The organism is Sulfitobacter sp. UBA4523 (assembly GCF_002388305.1).
In the GTDB taxonomy this organism is placed as follows: Bacteria; Pseudomonadota; Alphaproteobacteria; order Rhodobacterales; family Rhodobacteraceae; genus Sulfitobacter; species Sulfitobacter pontiacus.
The window spans coordinates 692-23,353 of record NZ_DGMH01000029.1 but is presented as its reverse complement, the minus strand read 5'-3'; the positions used below and the strand labels follow the sequence as shown (position 1 = coordinate 23,353).

Sequence of the window (22,662 nt, the reverse complement as noted above, 5' to 3'; positions counted from 1 at the left end):
ATGGAGGCGGGCAACGGTTATGACTTTATCCTGTCGCCCCAGCCCGCGACCCGCCTGACCCCACCGTTGCCGCCGCAGCGCGATGTGATCCTGAACAAGACCGGCGCGACCAACGGGTTCGGCGGGTATGTCGCGCTGCTACCGGGGCAAGACCTTGGAATCGTTGTGCTTGCCAACCGCAACTATCCGAACGAGGCGCGGGTCCGTGCGACCCATGCGCTGATCACCGATTTGCTGGCGACGCAGGACTAGCGGGCTTGGGCGGCGCGTTCAGAAGGGGGCGGGTTACGCCGTCCCCAGAAGATCTCGGGCGATGCGGTCAAAGATCCCGCTTCCGATGGGGATAAGGTCATCGGGGAAGTCATAGTCGGGGTTGTGCAGGGCCGCGTGATCCTCCCCCGGTCCGAGACACAGCATCGCGGCTTTGGCCCCCCAGCCGAATACGCCGAAATCCTCGGAGGCGCGCATGGGTACGTTTTCCTCGCCAAAGGGCACGCCGATCGCCTCCATCGCTTTGGTCGCTACGGCATAGGCGTCTGCGTCGTTGATCGAAGCGGCGAAATGGTCATGCACCTCGAAAGAGACGCCCAGACCGTATTCAGCGGCAATCGTTGATGCGAGATCGCGCGCGGCGGCCTCAAGGTTTTCCAGCCCCGCATCGCCGGCGGTGCGCAGGGTGGCAAACACCTCTGCCGCACCCGGCGCGATGCCGAAAGTCGGCTCTCCTATAGTGGCGTGGGTGACGGTGACCAGCCGGAAGTCGTCGTTGCGCGGGCCGCCGTCGCCGTGGCCCAGATCATCCAGCGCGGCGATAAGCCGTGCCACCGCGAGCGCGGGCGATACCCCGTCTTGCGGGTCGGCGGCATGAGCGGTTTTCCCGCTGAGCTTGACCTTGAGCCCCATCGACGCGCAGTTGATCAGCCCCACGCGGGTGGAGACAAAGCCGAACGGGCTGCCCGGTTCATTGTGGATCGCAAAGGCCCAATCCGGTTTGATCGCATCGAATGCGGGGTCGCTGACCACCGCTTTGGCCCCGCTGCCGTCCTCTTCCGCGGGTTGGAACATCAGCACCACGCGCCCCGTGGCGACCGGTTTGCGCGCGATCATGCGCCCCAAAGCCAGCAGCATCGTCATATGACCATCGTGGCCGCACACGTGGCTTTTGCCCGCAACCTCGGACAGCCACGCGATATCGCTGTTGCGTTCTTCTATCGGCAGGGCGTCAAGCTCGGCGCGGAACAGGACCGTCGGGCCAGCCGTGCCGCTGTCGAACACCGCCGCGACGCCGTGCCCCCCAAGACCTGTCAGGATGCGGGTGGGCGCCAGGGGCTTTAGCGCACTAACGATGGTCTTTGCGGTCTCTACCTCTTCGCCAGAGACTTCGGGATGGCGATGCAGCGCGCGGCGAAATTCGGTCAGTTCCACAAGATCACTATTGGTCAACATAAAACGCGACGCCTTCTGCTTGGGGGTTTTCTGGTATGTTAGGTCAAAGCCTTAGCAAACGCGACGGGTGCAGTGTAGGCGCGTTTGTGCGGGCGGTGCGGGAAACCGAGCGTAGGGTTCGGGGCTAGGCGGTAGCCCCGAACCTTTCGCGATACCGGATCGGAGGGACGCCCATCAACTTGCGGAAATCGCGGCGAAAACTCTCGGCCGAGCCGAAGCCGCAGACGTCTGATATATCGGCCAGCGGGATGGCGCTGTTTTCCAGCAGTTCAGCGGCGCGGGATACCCGTTCAAGCTTGAGCCAGTTGAGGGGGGTATCGCCTGTCTCTTCGCGGAACCGGCGGGCCAGCGTGCGCCCGCTGGTCGCGGCGGTTTGTGCCATACGCGCCATCGGCCAGTCCTCGTCAAGTGTGGCGCGGATCATATCCTGTAGCGCCGCAAGATCCGACCCCATCCGCGCCTTGGGCTCGGGGCGGGGCACGAACTGACGCTGCCCGCCATCGCGTTGTGCGGGAAGGACAAGCCGTCGGGCAACAGACGCAGCGACCTGCGCGCCGTGATCCTGCCGAATGATATGCAGCCCCAGATCCAGCCCCGCCGCCGATCCGGCGGAGGTGAAAACCCTGTCGTCTTCCACGAATAACACGTCAGGGTCCACGGATATGTCAGGGTAGCGCGCGGCCAGCTTATCGGTGTAGCGCCAATGGGTTGTGGCGCTTTTGCCTGTCAGCAGCCCCGCCGCGGCCAAGACAAAGACACCTGAACAGATCGACGCGATCCGCGCGCCTTGGGCATAGGCGTCTTGCAGGGCGGCGCATAGCGCGGGCGGGACAGGGGCATCGTCACCGGCACCGCGCCAGCCGGGCACGATGATCAGGCTGGCTTGCCGCAGCAGATCAAGATCGTCCTGCGCCTCGATCGTGATGCCGCCCGTGGCGCGGATCGGACCGGGTTCGGCCTTAACGGTCGCATAGCGGTACCAATCCGCGAATTCGGGTCGGGGCAGGGCGAAAAGCTCTACCGCGATGCCGAATTCGAAGGTGCACAGCCCGTCATAGGCAAGCGCACAGACCAAGGGGGCGTTTCGGGGCGCAACTTGGGACATTTTGGCAGAATCCGACCGAAGCTTGTCAATATAGCCAGTATCGCGGGTTTCGCAGAAATGGCAATCTTGGATCAGCAACACATACCGGAGGTTTGACATGACCCTGCACCCTGACCTGCTGAGCGCGATAGAGACCTATTTTGACGCAATACACGAGTGTGACACCGACAAGCTGAATGCCGTGTTCCACCCGGACTCGAGCCTGTTTGACGGTGACAATGGGGCGGTCTTTGTAGAGCCGATCGACAGTTTCAGCCGCGATGTCGGGGCCCGCGTCTCTCCTGCCAGCACCGGGCAACCGCGCGAGGCCGAGGTGTTGATGATCGACATGCTGTCGCCGCTAAGTGCAACGGTGAAAATCCGCATCCGCGCCCATGACAATGTCTTCGTCGATCACCTTGGTTTCGTGAAGGGCGCGCAGGGGTGGCAGATTGTATCGAAAATCTGGCATCTTGAGCGGCGCATTGACGCGTCCAATGCGGTCTGAGCGGCGAGGCAATTCGATCTTACGACAACACCAAACATTTGAAAGGGATAGGAAATGACCAAGTTGAATGCCGTAGGATGGTTCGATATCTATGTGGACGACCTTGATCGGGCGGTCGGCTTCTACGAAGCCATGCTCGACACCAAGCTGGAGCCGATGCCAGACCCGAGCGGTGAGATGCAGATGATGAGCTTCCCGACCGAGATGACAGCCTATGGCGCGGGGGGCGCGCTGACCAAAGCGCCTTATGCGGGGCCAGGGGTCGGGGGCACGATTGTCTATTTCATGGTCGAGGATTGCGCCACCCAAGAGAAACGCGCGACCAGCGCGGGCGGCAGCGTCGCGCAGCCGAAAACATCCATCGGTGAGTTTGGCTGGATCCTCGTGTGTCAGGATACCGAGGGCAATATGGTCGGCTTCCACTCCATGCAGTAGCGGCACAAGTTTCGCTTAAGTGCGCGCTGGCGAGGGGTCACCCCCGACGTCAGTGGCGCGTCAGCCCGCTTCTTTCCACGTCTGGGGCGTCAGGTAGACGACGCTGTCATCGACGCTGACCATCACGTCACCGTCCTGAACATGCACGCCAAGCTTCATCGCGCGGTTGGCCAGCTTTGCCAGCGCCGCGGTGTCATGCTCTGCCAGATTGACGACCTCGAGCTTGTCGAAACGGGCGGTGCCGCTGCGAACCTTGTCCCACCAGACCTCTGCCGTTTTGCCGCCATAAGAATAGATCATGACCCGCGCGGATTTGTTGCAGGACTGCCGGATGATCTTTTCACTTGGCACGCCGAGGGCCACCCAAACGTCGATCTCGTCGCTCAGGCTTTTTTGCCAGATATCGGGTTCATCATCGGTCGACAGGCCCTTTGTCATCTCAAGATGCTCATGCGCGTTCAGGGCAAAGGCCAGCAGGCGCACCATCAGACGTTCATCGGTTTCCGAAGGGTGTTTGGCCACGGTCAGCTTGTGGGTCTCGTAGTAGTGGCGATCCATGTCCGAGACCGAAAGCTCGACTTTGTAGATCAGAGAATTTTGCGCCATGACGTTGCCGGACCCTTGATGACCGGACTGTCCTATACAGTCTGGTGATGGGGGGCAGTACCTGCCGGTGACTGGATAAACAAGGCGAGACTGCGCTGTGGAAAATCATGCGTGTGTGAGGGGTGGCGAAATATTCTTTCGCCATGCGTGCTTTTCGTGTAGGATCGATAAACGCGTATCGCGCATGGACCTCTGACAATCCCGTGATCATCTTGGTCCAGACCTGTCAAAGGGTGCCATGAAACCTATGTTGACCAGTTCGAAACCACGCTGTTATACGCGCGCTCCGCCCTAGGCAAAAATTACCCAAGGACAACGACTTAATGATTGAATTCGAATTGAACGGACGGCAGGTCTCTGTCGACGCTGAGCCGGATACGCCCCTGTTGTGGGCGATCCGTGACGAGATCGGACTGACCGGCACCAAGTTCGGCTGTGGAATCGGCGCCTGTGGCGCATGTACCGTGCATATCGACGGGACGGCCACACGGTCCTGCATCACCTATCTTTCGGATGTCGAAGGTATGAAGGTCACCACCATCGAAGGGCTGGACGAAAACGGCAACCACCCTGTGCAAGAAGCGTGGCGGAACCTGCGCGTGCCCCAGTGTGGATATTGCCAGTCGGGTCAGATCATGCAGGCAGCGTCGCTGCTGAAAGACACGCCCAACCCCAGCGATGACGACATCGACGCGGTGATGACCGGCAACCTGTGCCGCTGCATGACCTATACCCGAATCCGTCAAGCCGTGCGCGACGCCGCCACCGCTATGGGAGGCTCCGACAATGGCTAATTTGATTTCCCGCCTCACAGGCGCAGAGACGCAACCCCAGATGACCCGTCGTGGGTTCCTTGTCTCCATGACGGCCGTTGGCGTTGCATTCGGCTTCCCGCAGGCATCGCACGCGGCGATGAACCCTGCGGTGCCGGATGGCACGCCGGTCACGCCCAATGGCGACACGTTCGAGCCGTCGATGTGGTACTGGATCGACGCCGAGGGTCAGGTCAACGTCAACATCATCCGCGCCGAAATGGGCCAGCACGTCGGCACCGCCATCGCGCGTATTCTGGCGGATGAGCTGGAAGTGGCTTGGGAAGATGTGCACATCACCCATGTGGATTCAGCCGAGAAATGGGGCCTGATGGTCACCGGCGGCAGCTGGTCGATCTGGCAAAGCTGGCCTGTCTACCGTCAAGCAGGGGCCGCTGGCCGGACCGCCTTGATCGAAGCCGCAGCGGCAAAGTGGGGTGTTGATGCCTCGGGTCTGACCGCACGCGACGGTGCGGTGACCGATGGCACGCAAACCATCAGCTATGGTGATCTGGTGGCCGATGGTCTTGACCGCAGCTTCACCGAAGAAGAGCTGGCAGCGCTGCCGCTGAAACCCCACGCTGACCTGCGCCTTGTGGGTCAGGACGTGCATCCGCTTGATCTGGATACGAAAACCACGGGTCAGGCGATCTATGGTCTGGATGCCAAGGTCGACGGGATGGTGTACGGCGTGCCGATGCTGCCGCCGACGCGCTATGGCTCCAAGGTGAATGCCGTGGACGATAGCGGTGCCAAGGACATCAAGGGTTACCTTGAAACCGTGGTGATCGACGACCCGTCGGGCACTGTGCCGGGCTGGGTTGTGGTGCTGGGCAAAACGCTGCACGCCGCGCGCACGGCGACCTACGAGATCAGCGTCGACTGGACCTCGGGCGAGACGGCGAATGTCTCGGAAGAGGATATCCAGGCGCGCTCGCGCGAGCTGATCCAGGGCGAGGAAGGGTCGATCCTGCACACAGAGCAGCCCGACACGACCGCTGCCTTTGATGCCGCCGCCGACATGCTCGAAGCCGAATACACCACGCAATCCGTGCTGCACTTCCAGATGGAGCCGGTGAACGCCACGGTTTTCCAGAACGCCGATGGTGTTTGGGAAACCCACGCGGGCAACCAGTGGCAATCGCTGATCCTACCCACGCTGGCCGCCGCTTTGGAAGTACCCGCCGATAAGATCGTGATGCGCAGCTATATGCTGGGTGGGGGCTTTGGCCGTCGCCTGAACGGTGACTATATCGTGCCTGCCGCACTCGCCTCGAAAGCGGTTGGCAAGCCGGTCAAGCTGGTGTTCTCGCGCGAAGAAGACGCGCAATTCGACAGCATCCGGTCGCCGTCCGTGCAAAAACTGCGCATGGCGTTCGATGATGCCAAATCGGTCACGGGTATGGAACACCACGCCGCAGCCGGTTGGCCGACGCAGGTGATGGCACCGGGTTTCATGCCCAAAGGTGTCAACGAAGAACCCTATGACCCCTTTGCCATTGACGGCGCCGATCACTGGTACACGGTGGGGGCGCATCAGGTGCGGGCGATCTCGAACGATCTGGCGAATGCGACCTTCCGTCCCGGCTGGCTGCGGTCTGTCGGACCGGGCTGGACCAACTTTGCCGTGGAAAGCTTCATGGATGAAGCGGCGCATAAAGTCGGTGCCGATCCGCTGCAGTTCCGTCTGGATCACCTGAAGGCCGAAGGCATCAACGCGGGCTCTGCGCCCAATGCGGTTGGTGGGGCATCGCGTCAGGCCGCTGTGTTGCAACGCGTGGCAGAGATGTCGGGCTATGGCAGTGCAGAGCTGCCCGAGGGCACCGCAATCGGTATTGCCACCACCTATGGCCAGTCGCGCAGCATGCCGACCTGGACAGCGGCGGCGGTCAAGCTGGCGGTTGATCCTGAAACGGGCGCGGTCGATGTCCAGAAGATGTGGCTGGCGTTTGACTGCGGCACCGTGGTGGACCCCGACGGCGCGCGCGCACAATGCGAAGGTGCGGCGCTTTGGGGGCTGTCTTTGGCGCTGCATGAAGGTACCCGGATCGAGAACGGCAACGTTATCGACCTGAACCTCGGGGCCTATACGCCACTGCGTCTGGCCGATGTGCCCGAGCTTGAAATCGACTTTGTCGAAAGCACCGAAGTACCCGTTGGTCTGGGCGAGCCCGGCACCACCGTGATCGCACCCGCGATTGCCAACGCGATCTTCAACGCGACCGGCGCGCGCGTGCGTCATCTGCCGATCACCGGCGATGCTGTGCTTGCCGCGATGAAGTCCTAAAAACTGATCGGGCGGGCGCAGTCATCGCGCCCGCCTGTTCCGGTAACCCAAGTGCCTGCGGCTGATTCACATCCGGTTGGCACCGTTGCCCATATTTCCCGAAATTTGTTCCTTTTCCCACCGCGCCGCGCCGCTGCGCATCGCGCCGTTCTGCGCACCGTGTTGCGTGGGATTGGCACCCCATCAGCTAAAACGCAAAGGATGTGCCACGCAGGCCCCCAGAACGCGAAAAGCGCCCCCGAAGGAGCGCTTTTTCGTTTACCGCCAACCACCTAAGGGGAAGTTGGCTCCGACGGTAGGGATCGAACCTACGACCAATTGATTAACAGTCAACTGCTCTACCGCTGAGCTACGTCGGAACGGTCTGCACCGTATAGCTATGGTAATTTCCGGCGTCCAGAGGGTTTTGCCACTTTTTTCCAGATTTTTTCAAAAGATTTTCATACCCGGCGAAAGGTGGCTGTCGCAGAGAGGGATTCAACGGGGGCGACGCGGTTTTTACCTGTAAGGTCAATCAGATGCGCAAGGACGTTGCGGGTCGCGGCACCCAGTAGCGCAGGCGGGGTTTCGGTGTAGATCGCGGCAGCAAGTTGGGCGGCTGTGGCGGGGGCTTGGCCGAGGGCGCGCAGGATATCAGCCTCGCGCGAGAGGCGGTGCGACACCAGCCAATCGAGCCTTGCCGCAGGGTCGGTCACCGCCGCGCCATGACCCGGATAGAACACCCGCCAGTCGTTTTTTTGCAGTTCGGCACAAGATGCCATGAAATCGGTCAGATCCCCATCCGGCGGCGACACCAGCGAGCTGGCCCAGCCCATGACGTGATCCGCGGTGAAACAGGCGTCATTCCAGCCAAGGCTGATGTGGTTACCAATATGGCCGGGGGTGTGAATCACGCTCAGCGTCCAGTCGTCGCCGGCGATGGTCTCTCCGTGACTTAGGGGGCGATCGGGGATGAACTCTGCATCAATGCCTTCGCCGCCGCCAATATCGGACACGGCGGCCAGTTGTTGCATCACCGCAGAGCGGCCAGAAAACGCGTCGCCAAAGGCCAGTATCGGCGCGCCGCAGGCACGGGCAAGATCGCGCGCGAGGGGCGAGTGGTCCAGATGCGTATGGGTTACGATGATGTGGCTGATGTGCTGTTCGGGTCCGATGGCATCGCGTATCGCTTGCAGGTGCCGCGGCGATGCGGGGCCGGGGTCGATCACGGCGATGCCGCGCGTGCCCAGCAGATAGGTGTTCGTGCCACGGTAGGTCATGGGCGAGGGGTTGTCGGCCACGATGCGGCGCAGGCCCGGTTCCAAGATCTCGGCAATACCGATGGCGGGGTCGAAGTCGTCAGGGGGCAGCATGGTTTGGCCTTTCGCTGGGGCAGGGGGCTGGCTAAGGTCTATCCCATGTTCTTCGTCTGGCTCAAACGATATATGCCCCGCGGCATCTATGGGCGCGCTGCCCTGATCCTGCTTTTGCCGGTGGTGATCTTGCAGCTCGTGATGACCGTGATCTTTGCACAGCGGAACTATGAGGGGGTCACCAACCAGATGACCGACACGGTCCTGCGCGAGGTCGAACTGGTCATGCAGGTGGTCGATGATGCCCCCTCCGCCGCTGCCGTGCCGGCCACTGTGCAAGATCGGCTGGCCGCGCTGGACATGGGGGTGACGCCTGTATCCGCCAGCGAGGTGCCGACGCGCAACCGGATGTCGTGGTATGATTATTCCGGTCGGGTGATGGTGGCGCGGTTCGATGAGTATCTGCCATCCTTCCTGAGCCTTGATCTGACGCGGCCCACGGGGGTGCATCTTTATGTGCAGTCGCGCTTTGGCCCGCTTGATCTCCAGTTCGAGAGGCGGAGGATCTCGGCGCAGAACCCGCATCAGCTGTTTGTGTATACCTTCAGCTTCGGCTTTTTCATGACGTTGATCTCCTTCGTTTACCTGCGCAACCAGCTGCGTCCGATCAAGCGGCTTGCCCGCGCGGCCGAAGCCTTTGGCCGCGGGCGTCACGTGCCATATACCCCCACAGGCGCTGTCGAGGTGCGTGCGGCGGGGGCGGCCTTTGTCGATATGCGCGCACGGATCGAACGGCAGATTGAACAGCGCACCTTGATGTTGTCGGGGGTCAGCCATGACCTGCGCACGCCCTTGACGCGGATGCGGCTTGGCCTGTCGATGATCGACGAAGACGATGCGGAGCCGCTGTTGCAGGACGTCGATGATATGCAGGGCATGCTGGATGCCTTCCTTGATTTCGCCAAAGGCACCGCTGAGGGCGAGGCCGAACCCCTGGACCCGCACGCCCTGATGCAAACCGCCGTAGAGGATGCGCAACGCGCTGGTCGCAACGTGACCTTGCTCCCACCCGAAGGCGATGGCACCGGCACCGTCCGCCTGCGCCGCATGGCGATTTTGCGCGCGGTGGATAACCTGATTTCGAACGGGGTGCGCTATGGGGCGCGGGCCGAGGTATCTGTGCTGCTGACGGATAAAACCCTGCGGATCAGGGTCGAGGACGACGGCCCCGGCATCCCCGAGGATCGCCGCATCGAGGCCGTGCGCCCGTTCTCGCGGCTTGACCCCGCGCGCAATCAGAACAGTGGCAGCGGCGGCGTGGGCCTTGGCCTTGCTATCGCAACCGACATCGCCCGCGCGCATGGCGGCGTGCTGCGATTAGGCAGTTCGGACACTCTGGGCGGTCTGCGCGCGGATATCGTCATTGCACGATAATGCGCCAAGGCACCGGTGGCGTCAGCGTGCGGTGGCATAGTCTTGCAACTGCTCGATGCGCGATCGCGTCAGGTCAATCCGGCAGCCAAGCGTCACATTGATCGCGGCCGTTCCCCCCAAAGACAAGCGTTCGGGAAACGCGCAGTGATATTTGCGGTAGTCTTCAAATGCGATCTGAGAGTTTTGCAGCAACGCGCTCGCCGAGGCATCGGCCTTTCGCGAAAACGCCTGATCAAACGCAGCCAGCGCCGCTTGGGCATCGAGATAGGCGCGCACCATGTCACGCTCCACCTGATCGCCCATTGCAAACAAACATTGATGCACGGCGTCCGGATCTGTCTGCGGCGCGGTGCAGTCTGACAAAGGTTCTGATGCAGGGGGTAGTTTTTCAGCGGTGGCCGTTGCCGGGATCAACAGCAGCGAAAAGAACATGTATTTCAACATCTGGCGTATCCTTTCGGGCGACATGGCAAAGCTACGAAAGAGATACTGCCGCAAAGCACGGCGGAATGCTACCGGTCGGGTCAAGGGCGATGATCGACAAACGGCCCTTAGCGGCGAGACATGCCGCGATCCCCAAAAAGGATTGATGTGAATTTGAGGGAATGTTGGAGCGGGTAACGAGAATCGAACTCGTAACTAAAGCTTGGGAAGCTGCCGTGATACCTTTTCACCATACCCGCGCGCCGTGAGGTGACTTAATCCGATGTGGCGGGTGCGTCAAGCGGGGTTTTTGCCTGTCGCGCCCTTTGCCGATGGTTGCGGGCAGACCTTAGCGGCGGCGGCGGCGGCGGGTGCCGCCGGAGCTGTCGCCGCCGGTGTTGAAGGTCTCGGTCGGGAGGGTGACGATGCTGTTGAGGATCGGGAAGGGCTCTACCGCGTTGGGGATGGCAGAGGCGTTGACGAAATGCTCTTGAAAGCGGGGTTCGATGGCGGTCTCGATCTTGTGGATGTTGCGGACGGTCTCTTCGATCTCGGCGCGGCTGGAGGTGTTGAGCAGGGCAATGCGCGCGCCGGTGCCTGCGGCGTTCCCGGCGGATGTCACCTTGTCGAGGGGGGCGTCGGGGATCATGCCTAGGATCATCGCGTGTTTGGGGCTGATATGGGCGCCAAAGGCACCGGCCAGCACAACGCGGTCCACGTGATCGACGCCGAATTTATCCATCAGCAACCGCGCGCCGGAATAAAGTGCTGCCTTGGCCATCTGGATTTCGCGGATGTCGCGGTTGGTCACGGTGATGCGCGGGCCACCATCGGCGGTGCCATCATAAACCAGATAGGAATTGGTGCGCCCGTCGGCAAAGACATTGGCCGATCCGGTTTGTTCAGCCGTGCCGATCAGGCCGGGGGCGTCGACGATCCCGTGGATGCGCATTTCAGCGACCATTTCGATGATGCCCGAGCCGCAGATGCCGGTCACACCGCTGGCACCGATCTGAGATAGGAAAGCGGGGTCGTCGGACCACAGGTCGCTGCCGATCACCTTGAACCGGGCGATCTTGGTGACGGGGTCAATCTCTACCCGTTCGATCGCGCCGGGGGCGGCGCGCTGGCCGCTGCTGATCTGCGCCCCCTCGAAGGCGGGACCGGTGGGGGACGAACAGGCGAGCACTTTATCGCGGTTGCCCAGCAGGATTTCGGCGTTGGTGCCCACATCGACTACCAGCACGAGATCGTCGGATTTATCGGGGGCTTCCGACAGGGCAACGGCGGCGGCATCCGCGCCCACATGGCCCGCAATGCAGGGCAGCAGATAGACGCGGGCAGAGGGGTGGATGTTCAGGTCCAGGTCCATGGCGCGCAGACGCAGCGCGTTTGACGTGGCCAGCGCAAAGGGCGCTTGCCCCAGCTCGAACGGGTCGATGCCCAGAAACAGGTGGTGCATGACCGGATTGCAGACAAACACCGCATCCACGATCATGCCCTTGTCGATGCCGCCCTCGGTGCTGATTTCATCGAACAATGTGTTCATACCGGCACGGACCGCGCGGGTCATCTCTGCCGCGCCGCCTTCGTTCATCATCGAATAGCTGACGCGGCTCATCAGGTCTTCGCCAAAGCGGATCTGCGGGTTCATCACGCCCGATGAGGCCACGACCTCTCCGGTTTGCAGGTCGCACAGATGCGCGGCGATGGTGGTAGAGCCCAGATCGACCGCGAGCCCGTACAGCGACCCTTCGTAGAAGCCGGGCCAAAGATGCATGATGCGGGCCGGGTTCTCATCATCGCCCAAATGCACGGCCACGGTGACTTTCCATGCGCCCTTGCGCAGCGCAGGTTGCAGCGTTTGCAGGATTTGCAGATCGGCGGTGACATTTTCAAGCTGCCACTGATCGCGCAGGGCGTCGCAGAGCCGTTCCAGATCGCCCGAGGGGTCGTGCATGTCGGGTTCCTGCACCTCGACGTAAAAGAGCTTGGTCGACGGGTTGAGCACGATATCGCGCGCCTCGGCCCGTTTGCGGACCACCTGTTTGTGCACCTGGCTTTCGGCGGGCACATCGATCACCACGTCGCCCATGATCTGCGCCTGACAGCCCAGACGGCGGCCATCAATCAGACCGCGCTTGTCCTTGTAGCGTTGTTCGACGCTGTTCCATTCGGACAGCGCATCCGGCGCCACGGTGACCCCGTGCTTCGAGAACTGCCCATATCCGGGCGAGATCTGACATTTCGAACAGATGCCACGCCCGCCGCAGACGGAATCCAGATCGACGCCCAACTGCCGCGCCGCCGTGAGCACCGGCGTGCCCTTGGCAAAGTGACCGCGTTTGCCCGAAGGCGTGAATACCACAAGGGGATCGTTGCTCATCTATCTTTATCCTCAACACTTTGGCGCACCATAGCGTAGCAGGCGGCAGGTGAAAGCCGCGATGCGGCATAATTCCTGCCATCTGCGCCTGTCTGTGCCCCTGTACCCCCATGACAGCGGCTGCGCGGATCACGTATGCGCGTCAAGCAATGCAGTTAGCGTGCAAATGGGTCTTTCCAATCAAGGCCATCCATGAAATATGAAACCGCCAAATGAACCCATGCAAGCCGAGGTGCAAAATGGAGATTCGTGAGGCTCTGACCTTTGATGATGTACTACTGGTGCCTGCGGCATCAAACGTGTTGCCGTCTACGGCTGACACGCGGACCCGCGTTACCAAATCGATCGCCCTGAACATTCCGCTGCTCAGCTCTGCGATGGATACGGTCACCGAAAGCCGCATGGCGATTGCCATGGCGCAGGCGGGGGGCATGGGGGTCATTCACCGCAACCTCACGATCGACGAACAGTCCAAGGAAGTGCGCCGCGTCAAACGGTTTGAATCCGGCATCGTCTACAACCCGATCACCCTGCGCCCTGACCAGACGCTGGCCGATGCCAAGGCGCTACAGGAACGCTACCGTGTCACGGGCTTCCCGGTTGTTGATGAAGCAGGCCGCGTTGTGGGCATTGTGACAAACCGCGATATGCGCTTTGCCTCTGATGATGCCACGCCGGTGCGCCTGATGATGTCCTCCGACAATCTGGCGTTGCTGCAAGAGCCCGCCGACCGCGACGAGGCGATCAGCCTGATGAAGGCGCGCCGGATCGAGAAGCTGTTGGTCACCGACGCCAAGGGCAAGCTGACGGGTCTGCTGACGTTGAAAGACACCGAACAGGCTGTGCTGAACCCCACCGCGTGCAAAGACAACCTTGGTCGGCTGCGGGTTGCTGCGGCAACGACTGTCGGCGACGCGGGCTATGAGCGTTCGCAGGCCCTGGTTGAAGCCGGTGTCGACATGATCGTAATCGATACTGCGCATGGCCATTCCGCCGGCGTGGCAGAGGCGGTGCGCCGTGCCCGCGACCTGTCGAGCGACGTGCAGATCGTTGCGGGCAACGTCGCGACAGGGGACGCGACCCGTGCGTTGATCGATGCGGGGGCGGATGCTGTTAAGGTTGGCATCGGGCCCGGGTCGATCTGCACCACCCGCATGGTGGCTGGCGTCGGGGTACCGCAGCTGACGGCGATCATGGATTGCGCCAAAGCCGCGGGCGATGTGCCTATCATCGCTGACGGCGGGATCAAGTTCTCGGGCGATTTCGCCAAGGCGATTGCGGCAGGCGCGTCCTGCGCGATGGTCGGCAGCATGATTGCGGGCACCGATGAATCCCCCGGCGAGGTGATCCTGTACCAGGGCCGTAGCTTCAAAAGCTACCGTGGCATGGGCAGCCTTGGCGCCATGGCGCGCGGCTCTGCCGACCGGTATTTCCAGAAAGACGCCGCATCGGACAAGCTGGTGCCAGAGGGGATCGAAGGTCAGGTGCCGTATAAAGGCTCTGCCAATGCCGTTGTGCACCAATTGGTCGGCGGGCTTCGTGCGGCCATGGGCTATACCGGCTGCGCCACGGTCGAAGAGATGCGCAAGAACTGCACTTTCGTCAAGATCACCAACGCGGGTCTGTCTGAAAGCCACGTGCATGATGTGCAGATCACCCGCGAAAGCCCGAACTACCGCATCGGGTAACTCCCTTAAATCAAAGGCGTAATCTACGTGACCCAAGCATGACCCCCGGCGCGCGCATCTCTGCCGCCATCGAGATTTTGAACACAATGGCGGACGGTGTCCCGGCGGAGCAAGCCTTGACCCGTTGGGCCCGTGGCAGCCGCTATGCAGGGTCCAAGGACCGTGCTGCGGTGCGCGATCATGTGTTCGATGTCTTGCGGCAGCGGCGGCTGGCCGCGCACCTTGGGGGTGGTGACACGGGGCGGGCGCTGATGATTGGCGTCTTGCGGGCGCAGGGCATCGAGCTTGCGCCGCTGTTCAACGGGCAAGGTCACGCGCCGCTGCCGTTGTCGGACGCGGAGGCCACGGCCCCCAACGCGCCAAGTGATATGGCGACCCTGTGGAACCTGCCGGACTGGATCATACCGCTGTTTCAGGCGTCACTCGGTGCAGACGCCGAAGCTGTCGCGCAGGCCCTGCAATCGCGGGCTCCGATCTCGGTCCGGGTGAATACAGCGCAGGCAACAGTCGCGGATGTGGCAGAGGCGTTGGCCGAAGCCGGTATCGAAACACGCAGGAATGACCTTTGCGCGACCGCCCTGACGGTGACTGAGGGGGAGCGAAAACTTCGCAACTCTGACAGTTACTTACACGGTGATGTTGAACTTCAGGATGCGGCCAGCCAAGCGGTTGTGGCAGCGCTTCCCGAAGCTGAGCGGATGCTTGATTATTGCGCAGGTGGCGGCGGCAAGGCGCTGGCAATGGCCGCGCGGCGCGATGCGACTGTCTTTGCCCACGACATCGATCCGCGCCGGATGGTGGACCTGCCCGCGCGCGCAGACCGCGCTGGTGTAACCGTCAGACAGGTGACAACCGATGAACTGGACGGGGCAGGCCCCTTTGACGTCGTTCTATGCGATGCCCCCTGTTCGGGGAGCGGGTCGTGGCGCCGGTCGCCCGAAGGCAAGTGGACGTTTACAGCCGGTCGTCTGGAAGAATTGACACAAATTCAGGATAAAATCCTGGATCACGCTGCCATGCTGACCACCAAAAACGGGATGCTGGCCTATGCGACATGCTCGGTTCTGCAATCTGAAAACGAAGATCGGGCCGCGGCGTTTCTGGCGCGGAACCCGGACTGGACGCAGGTATTTACCAAGCGTTTCCATGTAGATGCGCAGGGTGACGGATTTTTCACGGCACATTTTAAACGTCGTTGAAGGATCTTTGAAACAACTTGAAGATGTTATTTCCTTTGACCTGATACGAAATTAACAGCACATTAACCCTCCTAAGTCTAAATGAACTCGGTTTCATGATTTAGGGGGAAAGTGTTGGCTCAAGAAAGTGCGGCTCGTCAGATCGTCTTTGGTAAGCGTTGGCTGGTGCTATCAGCCTTTGTTATCTTCGCCGCCATCCTTGGTTCAATCGCTCCAGCGCGCTCTCTGGCCATCGTTCTACAGGCTGCCAGCGCCACTGTCGGCCTTGCTGTCTTGGTTAACTTTGTGGTCGCGCTGCGCCGCCAGCGCGTGCAACGCGCGCAGCGTGCGGCGGCAAAAACCACGATGGCTGATGATCCGAACCCATGTGTACTTACCACCAAGGAAGGCGATATCGTTGCGCAGAACAACGTCGCGTTAACCACCTTTCTGCGTCCGGCACAGCCCACCATCGCCGACCTGCTCGCGCCGCTTTTCGCGGACCCGGAGGCGCTGTCGTCTCGGCTCGCGGCCAAGGCCACGGAAGGGGGCGCTGCGAAAGAAGACATCAACACCCGTGACGGCACCATGCGCCTGTCCGCGCACCGCGTGGGGGAAGATCTATTTTGGCGGCTCGAAACCTTGTGGGACGCGTCCGAAAACAGCGCTGGCGCGAGCGACCACGGGTTGCCAATGGTCATGGCCAGCAACTCCAATGTCATTTTGTTTATGAACGCCGCGGCCCGCAGCCTAGTCGGCAGACGCGTGACAGCGTTGAACCAGATCATCGGCGATATCCCCATCGCTTCGGGGGAAATGGTCACCGTGCAGACTGCCAAAGGCCCCATATGCATGACCGTCGCCGAGATCGGAGCCTCGGCCAACCGCCGTGCACTGTATTTTCTGCCCCATGCAAACGACCGGTTTCAGGACGCAGGATGGTCCGCGCTTCAAAACCTGCCGATCCCGCTCATCAAAGTCGCCCCAAGTGGCGAGGTTTTGTCCTTCAACGCCCCGGCAGAGCAGTTGGTGGGCGCGGAGTTGACGGAAGGCGTGTCGCTTGCCGACGTGATGGAGGGGCTGGGGCGATCAATCTCGGACTGGTTGCAAGATACGCTGGAAGGGAGATTGCTGCAAAAGCCCGAGTTCCTCAGGCTCAAACGCAGCGATCGGGAAGTGTTTGTCCAGATAAGGTTAAGCCTGATTTCCGAAGGCGGCACGCCCACGCTTATCGCCGTGCTACATGACGCGACCGAGCTTAAATCGCTGGAGGCGCAGTTTACCCAAAGTCAAAAAATGCAGGCTATCGGGCAGCTTGCTGGGGGCGTTGCCCATGATTTTAACAATCTGCTCACCGCTATTTCCGGCCACTGTGACCTGCTCCTTCTGCGCCATGACCCGGGCGATCGTGATTACAGCGATCTGGTACAGATCGACCAGAATGCCAACCGCGCTGCGGCTTTGGTGGGGCAGTTGCTCGCCTTTTCACGCAAGCAGACGCTCCGCCCCGAGACGGTCAATATGCGCGACACGCTTGCCGACCTGACCCATTTGCTTAATCGTCTGGTTGGTGAAACGGTGACCCTGACGCTCAGCCATGACCCGATCCTGCAGCCTATCCGTGCAGATAAACGGCAGTTGGAACAGGTGCTGATGAACCTGATCGTGAACGCGCGCGATGCGATGCCCATGGGCGGGGAAATCAAGGTCACGACAGAAAATACCCAGCTGGCTGAACCGCTTACACGTGATCGGGTGACCGTGCCCGTCGGGAAATATGTAACTGTTCAGGTCACTGACGAGGGCGAAGGTATTCCGCAGGACCGTTTGCAAAAAGTGTTTGAACCCTTCTACACCACCAAACGGACCGGCGAGGGGACGGGGCTGGGGCTGTCCACCGCCTACGGTATTGTCAAACAGTCGGGGGGCTATATTTTCGTCGATAGCACGATCGGGGAAGGCACCACCTTCACCCTGTATTTCCCGTGCCATAGTAAGGGCGCGGAGGCATCAGCGCCGATGAAACTAACCGCTTCCCCGACCGGATCGAAAAGAGAGGACGGGACCGTCTTGCTGGTCGAAGACGAAGCACCGGTGCGTGCATTTGCCAGCCGCGCGCTGCGCATGCGCGGCTATACTGTTCTAGAAGCCGACTCGGCCGAGATGGCACTAAAAACCCTTGAGGACCAAGCGCTTAATATTGATGTCTTTGTCACCGATGTGATCATGCCGGGGATGGATGGCCCCACCTGGGTACGCGAAGCGCTGAAAGCACGCCCGGGGGTGCCTGTGGTCTTTGTCTCTGGCTATGCCGAGGATAGTTTCGGGGATGCCCAAATGACGATTCCCAATTCTGTTTTCCTGCCTAAACCGTTTTCGCTGACCGAGCTGACGCATACTGTGAACAGTCAGATCCAATAGGCTGGCTGCCCTCTACTCGATCGAGTCGTAAAGCGCGAATTCATCTGCGAATTTGCGTTTGAAACGTTGCTCTATCTCCGGGGAAAGATGCAGGTCCATTTGGGGGGACACGTTTTCTTGTTTCAGATCAAGCGTCACGTCGAGCCTTTGTTCAAGAAAACCCTTTAACCGATCCTGATTCTCGTATCGAAAATAATGGGTTATGCCCGTTCCGTTCGGTTGCGCTGCCATAAAGTTTAGCTGGCTGCCCACGTCGGCAAATCCTGGTTTTTTCCCCTTCATATAGGCAAGGATGAATTCATCAAAACTCACATCAAAGGTGGCATTGGGCTTGCCTTGCATAAAGGGCCGCTGGCGATAACGATACCAACTGCCCAGCCAACTGATCGGTTCGCGCATGACGGCCATCAATTCAAGCTCCGTGTCACAGACTTTCAGAAACATCGGGCGAATAAACCGGTTGTAGCGATAGACCGGCGCATGTTTCAGCATGGGCGGTTCAGAAATGACCATATCCGCCCGGGGGGCCAAAGCGGTTTCATAGGCGGTGGTGCCGGTTTTTGGAACCGACAAAAACGCAAGGCGTTCCTTAAAGAAAACAAGCACTTGAAAGAAAACCTTTCGTCAGTCGAATAGTAATTTTCGCGTATCAACCGAATGTTAATCAGTTCAATAAATAGATGAAAGGGCAAACAAATACATTGTAATGTTCTCATTTTGATCTCATATGGAACATAGAAAGAACATCAAGATGGTCGGGGCATGATGATTGCGGCTTGCAGACCACTGTGACAGTAAGAGGATAACCTATCATGGCAACGGCAGATCTTTTGACTATGGACAACAAGAAACAAGCTGAGAAGCAAAAGGCCCTGGACAGCGCGCTGGCACAGATTGAACGCCAGTTCGGCAAAGGGTCTATCATGAAGCTGGGGGCCGAAGGGGCCATTCAGGACATCAAGGCAAGCTCGACCGGTTCGTTGGGGCTGGATATCGCGCTTGGTATCGGCGGTCTGCCCATGGGGCGGATCATCGAGATTTATGGCCCGGAATCCTCGGGTAAGACCACATTGACCCTGCATTGTGTTGCGGAGCAGCAGAAAAACGGCGGCGTTTGTGCCTTTGTTGACGCGGAACACGCGCTTGATCCGCAATACGCGCGCAAACTGGGCGTTGATATCGACGAGCTGCTGATTTCCCAGCCTGACACCGGCGAACAAGCGCTTGAAATTACGGATACGTTGGTCCGCTCTGGTGCGGTGAATATGGTGGTGGTCGACTCCGTCGCTGCGCTGACACCAAAGTCCGAGTTGGAAGGCGATATGGGCGACAGCTCTGTCGGGGTGCAGGCCCGTCTGATGAGCCAGGCAATGCGGAAACTGACAGGCTCGATCTCGCGGTCGAACTGCATGGTGATTTTCATCAACCAGATCCGGATGAAAATCGGCGTTATGTTCGGGTCGCCCGAAACGACGACCGGTGGGAACGCGCTGAAATTCTATTCCTCCGTGCGTCTGGACATCCGCCGCATTGGCGCGCTCAAGGATCGCGACGAGGTGGTCGGCAACGCCACGCGGGTCAAGATCGTCAAGAACAAGGTCGCCGCACCGTTCAAGCAGGTCGAATTCGACATCATGTATGGGGAAGGGATCTCCAAGATGGGCGAGCTGCTGGATCTTGGGGTCAAGGCTGGCGTGGTTGATAAATCGGGATCGTGGTTCAGCTATGGCGATGAACGGATCGGACAGGGGCGTGAAAACGCCAAGACCTTCCTGAAAGAAAACACCGCCATGGCAAATGAGATCGAAGACAAGATCCGCGCGGCCCATGGGCTGGACTTCGACGGCTCCGACAGCGACGACGCGGATATTCTCGAAGCGTAAAGGCTTGCACCGCAAGTGGTTAGAAAAGGCGTGCCCCCAGGGCGCGCCATTTTTCATGGGGGCTGCCTGTGGACAGTGCTCTGTCGCGAGGGTATTCGAAGGTAATTGTTTTTGCCCCTCGAAAGGCCCCGCATATGAAGACGCTCAACGATATCCGATCAACCTTCCTTGGTTATTTTGAAAAGCAGGGTCACTCGATCCAGCCGTCCAGCCCGCTGGTGCCGCGAAACGACCCCACGCTGATGTTCGCGAACTCTGGCATGGTGCAGTTCAAGAACCTGTTTACCGGCGTCGAAACCCGCGATTATTCGCGTGCGACGACAGCGCAGAAATGCGTGCGCGCCGGGGGCAAACATAACGACCTCGACAATGTGGGCTATACAGCGCGCCACCATACCTTCTTTGAAATGCTGGGGAATTTCAGCTTTGGCGATTACTTCAAGGCCGAGGCCATCGCCTTTTCATGGGAGCTGATTACCAAAGAACTGGGCATTGATCCCAACCGTCTTTACGTGACCGTTTACCATACCGACGACGAGGCTGCGGACATCTGGAAGAAAGTCGCCGGGCTGCCGGACGACCGGATTATTCGCATCGCGACAGATGACAACTTCTGGATGATGGGGCCGACCGGTCCTTGCGGCCCATGCTCCGAGATTTTTTACGACCACGGGGATCACATCTGGGGCGGCCCTCCCGGATCGCCAGAGGAAGACGGCGACCGGTTTGTCGAGATCTGGAACCTCGTTTTCATGCAATATGAACAGTTCGAGGACGGCAGCCGCACCGCACTGCCGAACCAATCGATCGACACTGGCATGGGGATCGAGCGGGTCGCAGCGCTGTTGCAGGGCACGAACGACAACTATGCCACCGACCTGATGCGCAACCTGATCGAAGCGAGCGCTCATGCCTCCAGCACCGATCCGGATGGCCCGGGCAAGACGCACCACCGCGTGATCGCCGACCACCTGCGGTCGACCTCCTTCCTGATCGCGGATGGGGTGATGCCGTCGAACGACGGGCGGGGATATGTGTTGCGGCGGATTATGCGCCGGGCGATGCGTCACGCGCATTTGCTGGGGCTGAAAGACCCGTTGATGCACCGCCTTGTGCCCGAACTGGTGCGTCAGATGGGCGGGGCCTACCCCGAGCTGGGGCAGGCGCAGTCACTGATTACAGAGACACTGCTGCTGGAAGAAACGCGCTTCAAACAAACGTTGGACCGCGGTCTGAAGCTGCTGGATGACGAACTCAAGGGCCTGCCCGCCGGTGCCGATCTGCCGGGCGAGGCCGCGTTCAAGCTCTATGACACCTACGGCTTCCCGGTCGATCTGACCCAAGATGCCCTGCGCGAACAGGACCGCAAGGTTGACCTTGAAGGCTTCAACGCCGCGATGGATGCGCAAAAGGCCAAGGCGCGTGCCGCATGGTCCGGTTCGGGCGAAGCGGCGGATGCGACCATTTGGTTCGATGTGGCCGAAAAGTCCGGCACCACCGATTTTCTGGGCTATGACACCGAAACTGCCGAGGGGCAGATCGTTGCGCTGATCCAGGACGGTGCGCAGGTTGCCGAGGTGAAACAGGGCGACGCCGTTCAGATCGCGCTGAACCAGACACCGTTTTATGCCGAAAGCGGCGGTCAGGTCGGGGACACCGGCACGATCAAAACCGACAGCGGCGTGGTCACGGTGACCGACACGCGCAAGACCGCGGGTGTCTTCATCCATATCGGCGAGGTGACAGAGGGCACAGTCAAGACCTCTCAGGCTGCGGTCTTGGATGTGGACCACGCGCGCCGGACCTCGATCCGAGCGAACCACTCGGCCACACACCTGCTGAACGAGGCGCTGCGCAAGACCTTGGGGGATCACGTGATGCAGCGTGGCTCTTTGAATGCGGCGGATCGTTTGCGGTTTGATTATAGCCACAACCACGCCATGACGGCCGACCAACTGGCCGCGGTCGAGGAAGAGGTGAACAGCTACATCCGCCAGAACACCGCCGTGGAAACCCGGATCATGACCCCGGATGACGCGCGCGAGATGGGGGCGCAGGCGCTCTTTGGCGAGAAGTATGGCGACGAGGTGCGGGTTGTCTCTATGGGCCGCGAGGCCGGTTCGGGCAAGGGCGCGGACAAGCAGACCTATTCGCTGGAACTCTGCGGTGGTACCCACGTGCGCCAGACCGGCGACATCGGGGTCTTTGTGCTATTGGGCGACAGCTCCAGCAGCTCGGGCATACGCCGGATCGAGGCGCTGACCGGCACCGAAGCCCTCAAGTGGCTGCGCACGCAGGAAACCGCGCTGACCCGCGTCGCGGCAGAGCTCAAGACCTCGACCGCGGATGTGCCCGATCGCGTCCGTGCCTTGCTGGATGAACGCCGCGCTTTGGCCAACGAGGTTGCTCAGCTGCGCCGCGAGCTGGCCATGTCCGGCGGTGGCGATGCCAGTGCCGCGGCCCCGCGCGAGGTGAACGGGATCAAGTTCATCGCGCAGGTGGTCAACGGTGTGACCGGCAAGGATCTTCCCGCGCTGATCGACGAACATAAGGCCAAGCTCGGGTCCGGCGCGGTGCTGCTGATCGCTGATGCCGACGGCAAGGCAGCGGTCGCGGCGGGTGTGACCGCCGATCTGGCCGCCTCGATCTCGGCGGTTGATATCGTCAAGACCGTCGTTGCCGAACTGGGCGGTAAGGGTGGCGGTGGTCGTCCTGAAATGGCCCAGGGCGGTGCCAAAGATGTCGCAAACGCCGAGGCCGCGATTGCCGCGGCCGAAAA

At 60.7% G+C, this 22,662-nt stretch carries 18 protein-coding genes and 2 tRNA genes; 11 read left to right on the top strand and 9 right to left on the bottom strand.

Annotated elements, in window-relative coordinates; translation table 11 throughout:
* Positions 1 to 252: serine hydrolase (locus B3849_RS07385; RefSeq protein ID WP_286779977.1), on the top strand; the 252-nt coding region annotated here is incomplete at its 5' end.
* Between the two features lie 33 nt (positions 253 to 285).
* Here B3849_RS07385 and B3849_RS07380 read toward each other — a convergent pair.
* Together B3849_RS07380 and ftrA are read right to left on the bottom strand one after the other, a co-directional pair.
* Positions 286 to 1,446: an amidohydrolase gene (locus B3849_RS07380; protein WP_278426153.1), complete on the bottom strand. Its 1,161-nt coding sequence runs from the start codon at positions 1,444 to 1,446 to the stop codon at positions 286 to 288.
* Between the two features lie 124 nt (positions 1,447 to 1,570).
* A complete protein-coding gene (gene ftrA, locus B3849_RS07375; protein ID WP_278426152.1) occupies positions 1,571 to 2,551 on the bottom strand; it encodes a transcriptional regulator FtrA in 981 nt (326 codons plus the stop codon).
* 97 nt (positions 2,552 to 2,648) lie between these two features.
* Between ftrA and B3849_RS07370 the strand changes: the two genes are divergently transcribed.
* Together B3849_RS07370 and B3849_RS07365 are read left to right on the top strand one after the other, a co-directional pair.
* The gene (locus B3849_RS07370; protein WP_278426151.1) at positions 2,649 to 3,038 is read left to right on the top strand and encodes a nuclear transport factor 2 family protein; all 390 of its coding nucleotides are present in this window, start codon (positions 2,649 to 2,651) and stop codon (positions 3,036 to 3,038) included.
* 54 nt (positions 3,039 to 3,092) lie between these two features.
* A complete protein-coding gene (locus B3849_RS07365; protein ID WP_278426150.1) occupies positions 3,093 to 3,473 on the top strand; it encodes a VOC family protein in 381 nt (126 codons plus the stop codon).
* A 60-nt stretch (positions 3,474 to 3,533) separates the two neighbouring features.
* On the opposite strand, the gene B3849_RS07360 is transcribed toward B3849_RS07365, so the two are convergent.
* The gene (locus B3849_RS07360) at positions 3,534 to 4,079 is read right to left on the bottom strand and encodes a YaeQ family protein (protein WP_286779976.1); all 546 of its coding nucleotides are present in this window, start codon (positions 4,077 to 4,079) and stop codon (positions 3,534 to 3,536) included.
* Between the two features lie 323 nt (positions 4,080 to 4,402).
* On the opposite strand from B3849_RS07360, the gene B3849_RS07355 reads away from it, so the two are divergent.
* The gene (locus B3849_RS07355; RefSeq protein ID WP_037962516.1) at positions 4,403 to 4,873 is read left to right on the top strand and encodes a (2Fe-2S)-binding protein; all 471 of its coding nucleotides are present in this window, start codon (positions 4,403 to 4,405) and stop codon (positions 4,871 to 4,873) included.
* On the top strand, positions 4,866 to 7,178 hold the full coding sequence (locus B3849_RS07350) for a xanthine dehydrogenase family protein molybdopterin-binding subunit (protein WP_286779975.1): 2,313 nt from the start codon (positions 4,866 to 4,868) through the stop codon (positions 7,176 to 7,178). The genes B3849_RS07355 and B3849_RS07350 overlap by 8 nt, the downstream gene beginning before the upstream one ends.
* Before the next feature lie 284 nt (positions 7,179 to 7,462).
* Here B3849_RS07350 and B3849_RS07345 read toward each other — a convergent pair.
* Together B3849_RS07345 and B3849_RS07340 are read right to left on the bottom strand one after the other, a co-directional pair.
* A tRNA-Asn gene (locus B3849_RS07345) sits at positions 7,463 to 7,537 on the bottom strand.
* Between the two features lie 81 nt (positions 7,538 to 7,618).
* Positions 7,619 to 8,530, bottom strand: a complete 912-nt coding sequence (locus tag B3849_RS07340; RefSeq protein ID WP_278426210.1) for an MBL fold metallo-hydrolase — start codon at positions 8,528 to 8,530, stop codon at positions 7,619 to 7,621.
* Between the two features lie 45 nt (positions 8,531 to 8,575).
* Between B3849_RS07340 and B3849_RS07335 the strand changes: the two genes are divergently transcribed.
* Entirely contained in the window at positions 8,576 to 9,904 is a 1,329-nt protein-coding gene (locus B3849_RS07335) for an ATP-binding protein (protein ID WP_286779974.1), read from the top strand.
* Between the two features lie 21 nt (positions 9,905 to 9,925).
* Here B3849_RS07335 and B3849_RS07330 read toward each other — a convergent pair whose 3' ends face one another.
* The 3 genes from B3849_RS07330 to B3849_RS07320 form a co-directional block, all read right to left on the bottom strand.
* Entirely contained in the window at positions 9,926 to 10,348 is a 423-nt protein-coding gene (locus B3849_RS07330) for a lysozyme inhibitor LprI family protein (RefSeq protein ID WP_278426213.1), read from the bottom strand.
* Positions 10,349 to 10,513: 165 nt separating this feature from the next.
* A tRNA-Gly gene (locus tag B3849_RS07325) sits at positions 10,514 to 10,587 on the bottom strand.
* 89 nt (positions 10,588 to 10,676) lie between these two features.
* Positions 10,677 to 12,713, bottom strand: a complete 2,037-nt coding sequence (locus B3849_RS07320; protein WP_278426214.1) for an ASKHA domain-containing protein — start codon at positions 12,711 to 12,713, stop codon at positions 10,677 to 10,679.
* A gap of 239 nt (positions 12,714 to 12,952) precedes the next feature.
* Between B3849_RS07320 and guaB the strand changes: the two genes are divergently transcribed.
* The 3 genes from guaB (at position 12,953) to B3849_RS07305 (ending at position 18,000) form a co-directional block, all read left to right on the top strand.
* Positions 12,953 to 14,401, top strand: coding sequence for an IMP dehydrogenase (gene guaB, locus B3849_RS07315; protein WP_064215768.1), 1,449 nt, complete (start codon positions 12,953 to 12,955; stop codon positions 14,399 to 14,401).
* Between the two features lie 38 nt (positions 14,402 to 14,439).
* On the top strand, positions 14,440 to 15,600 hold the full coding sequence (locus B3849_RS07310; protein WP_278426215.1) for an RsmB/NOP family class I SAM-dependent RNA methyltransferase: 1,161 nt from the start codon (positions 14,440 to 14,442) through the stop codon (positions 15,598 to 15,600).
* Between the two features lie 114 nt (positions 15,601 to 15,714).
* Positions 15,715 to 18,000, top strand: coding sequence for an ATP-binding protein (locus B3849_RS07305; RefSeq protein ID WP_278426216.1), 2,286 nt, complete (start codon positions 15,715 to 15,717; stop codon positions 17,998 to 18,000).
* 12 nt (positions 18,001 to 18,012) lie between these two features.
* On the opposite strand, the gene B3849_RS07300 is transcribed toward B3849_RS07305, so the two are convergent.
* Entirely contained in the window at positions 18,013 to 18,606 is a 594-nt protein-coding gene (locus tag B3849_RS07300; protein WP_009826904.1) for a hypothetical protein, read from the bottom strand.
* A 206-nt stretch (positions 18,607 to 18,812) separates the two neighbouring features.
* Here B3849_RS07300 and recA point away from each other — a divergent pair, with 206 nt between their 5' ends.
* Positions 18,813 to 19,883, top strand: a complete 1,071-nt coding sequence (gene recA / locus B3849_RS07295; RefSeq protein WP_005853202.1) for a recombinase RecA — start codon at positions 18,813 to 18,815, stop codon at positions 19,881 to 19,883.
* 134 nt (positions 19,884 to 20,017) lie between these two features.
* On the top strand, positions 20,018 to 22,662 hold a 2,645-nt coding region (gene alaS, locus B3849_RS07290; RefSeq protein WP_286779973.1), incomplete at its 3' end, for an alanine--tRNA ligase.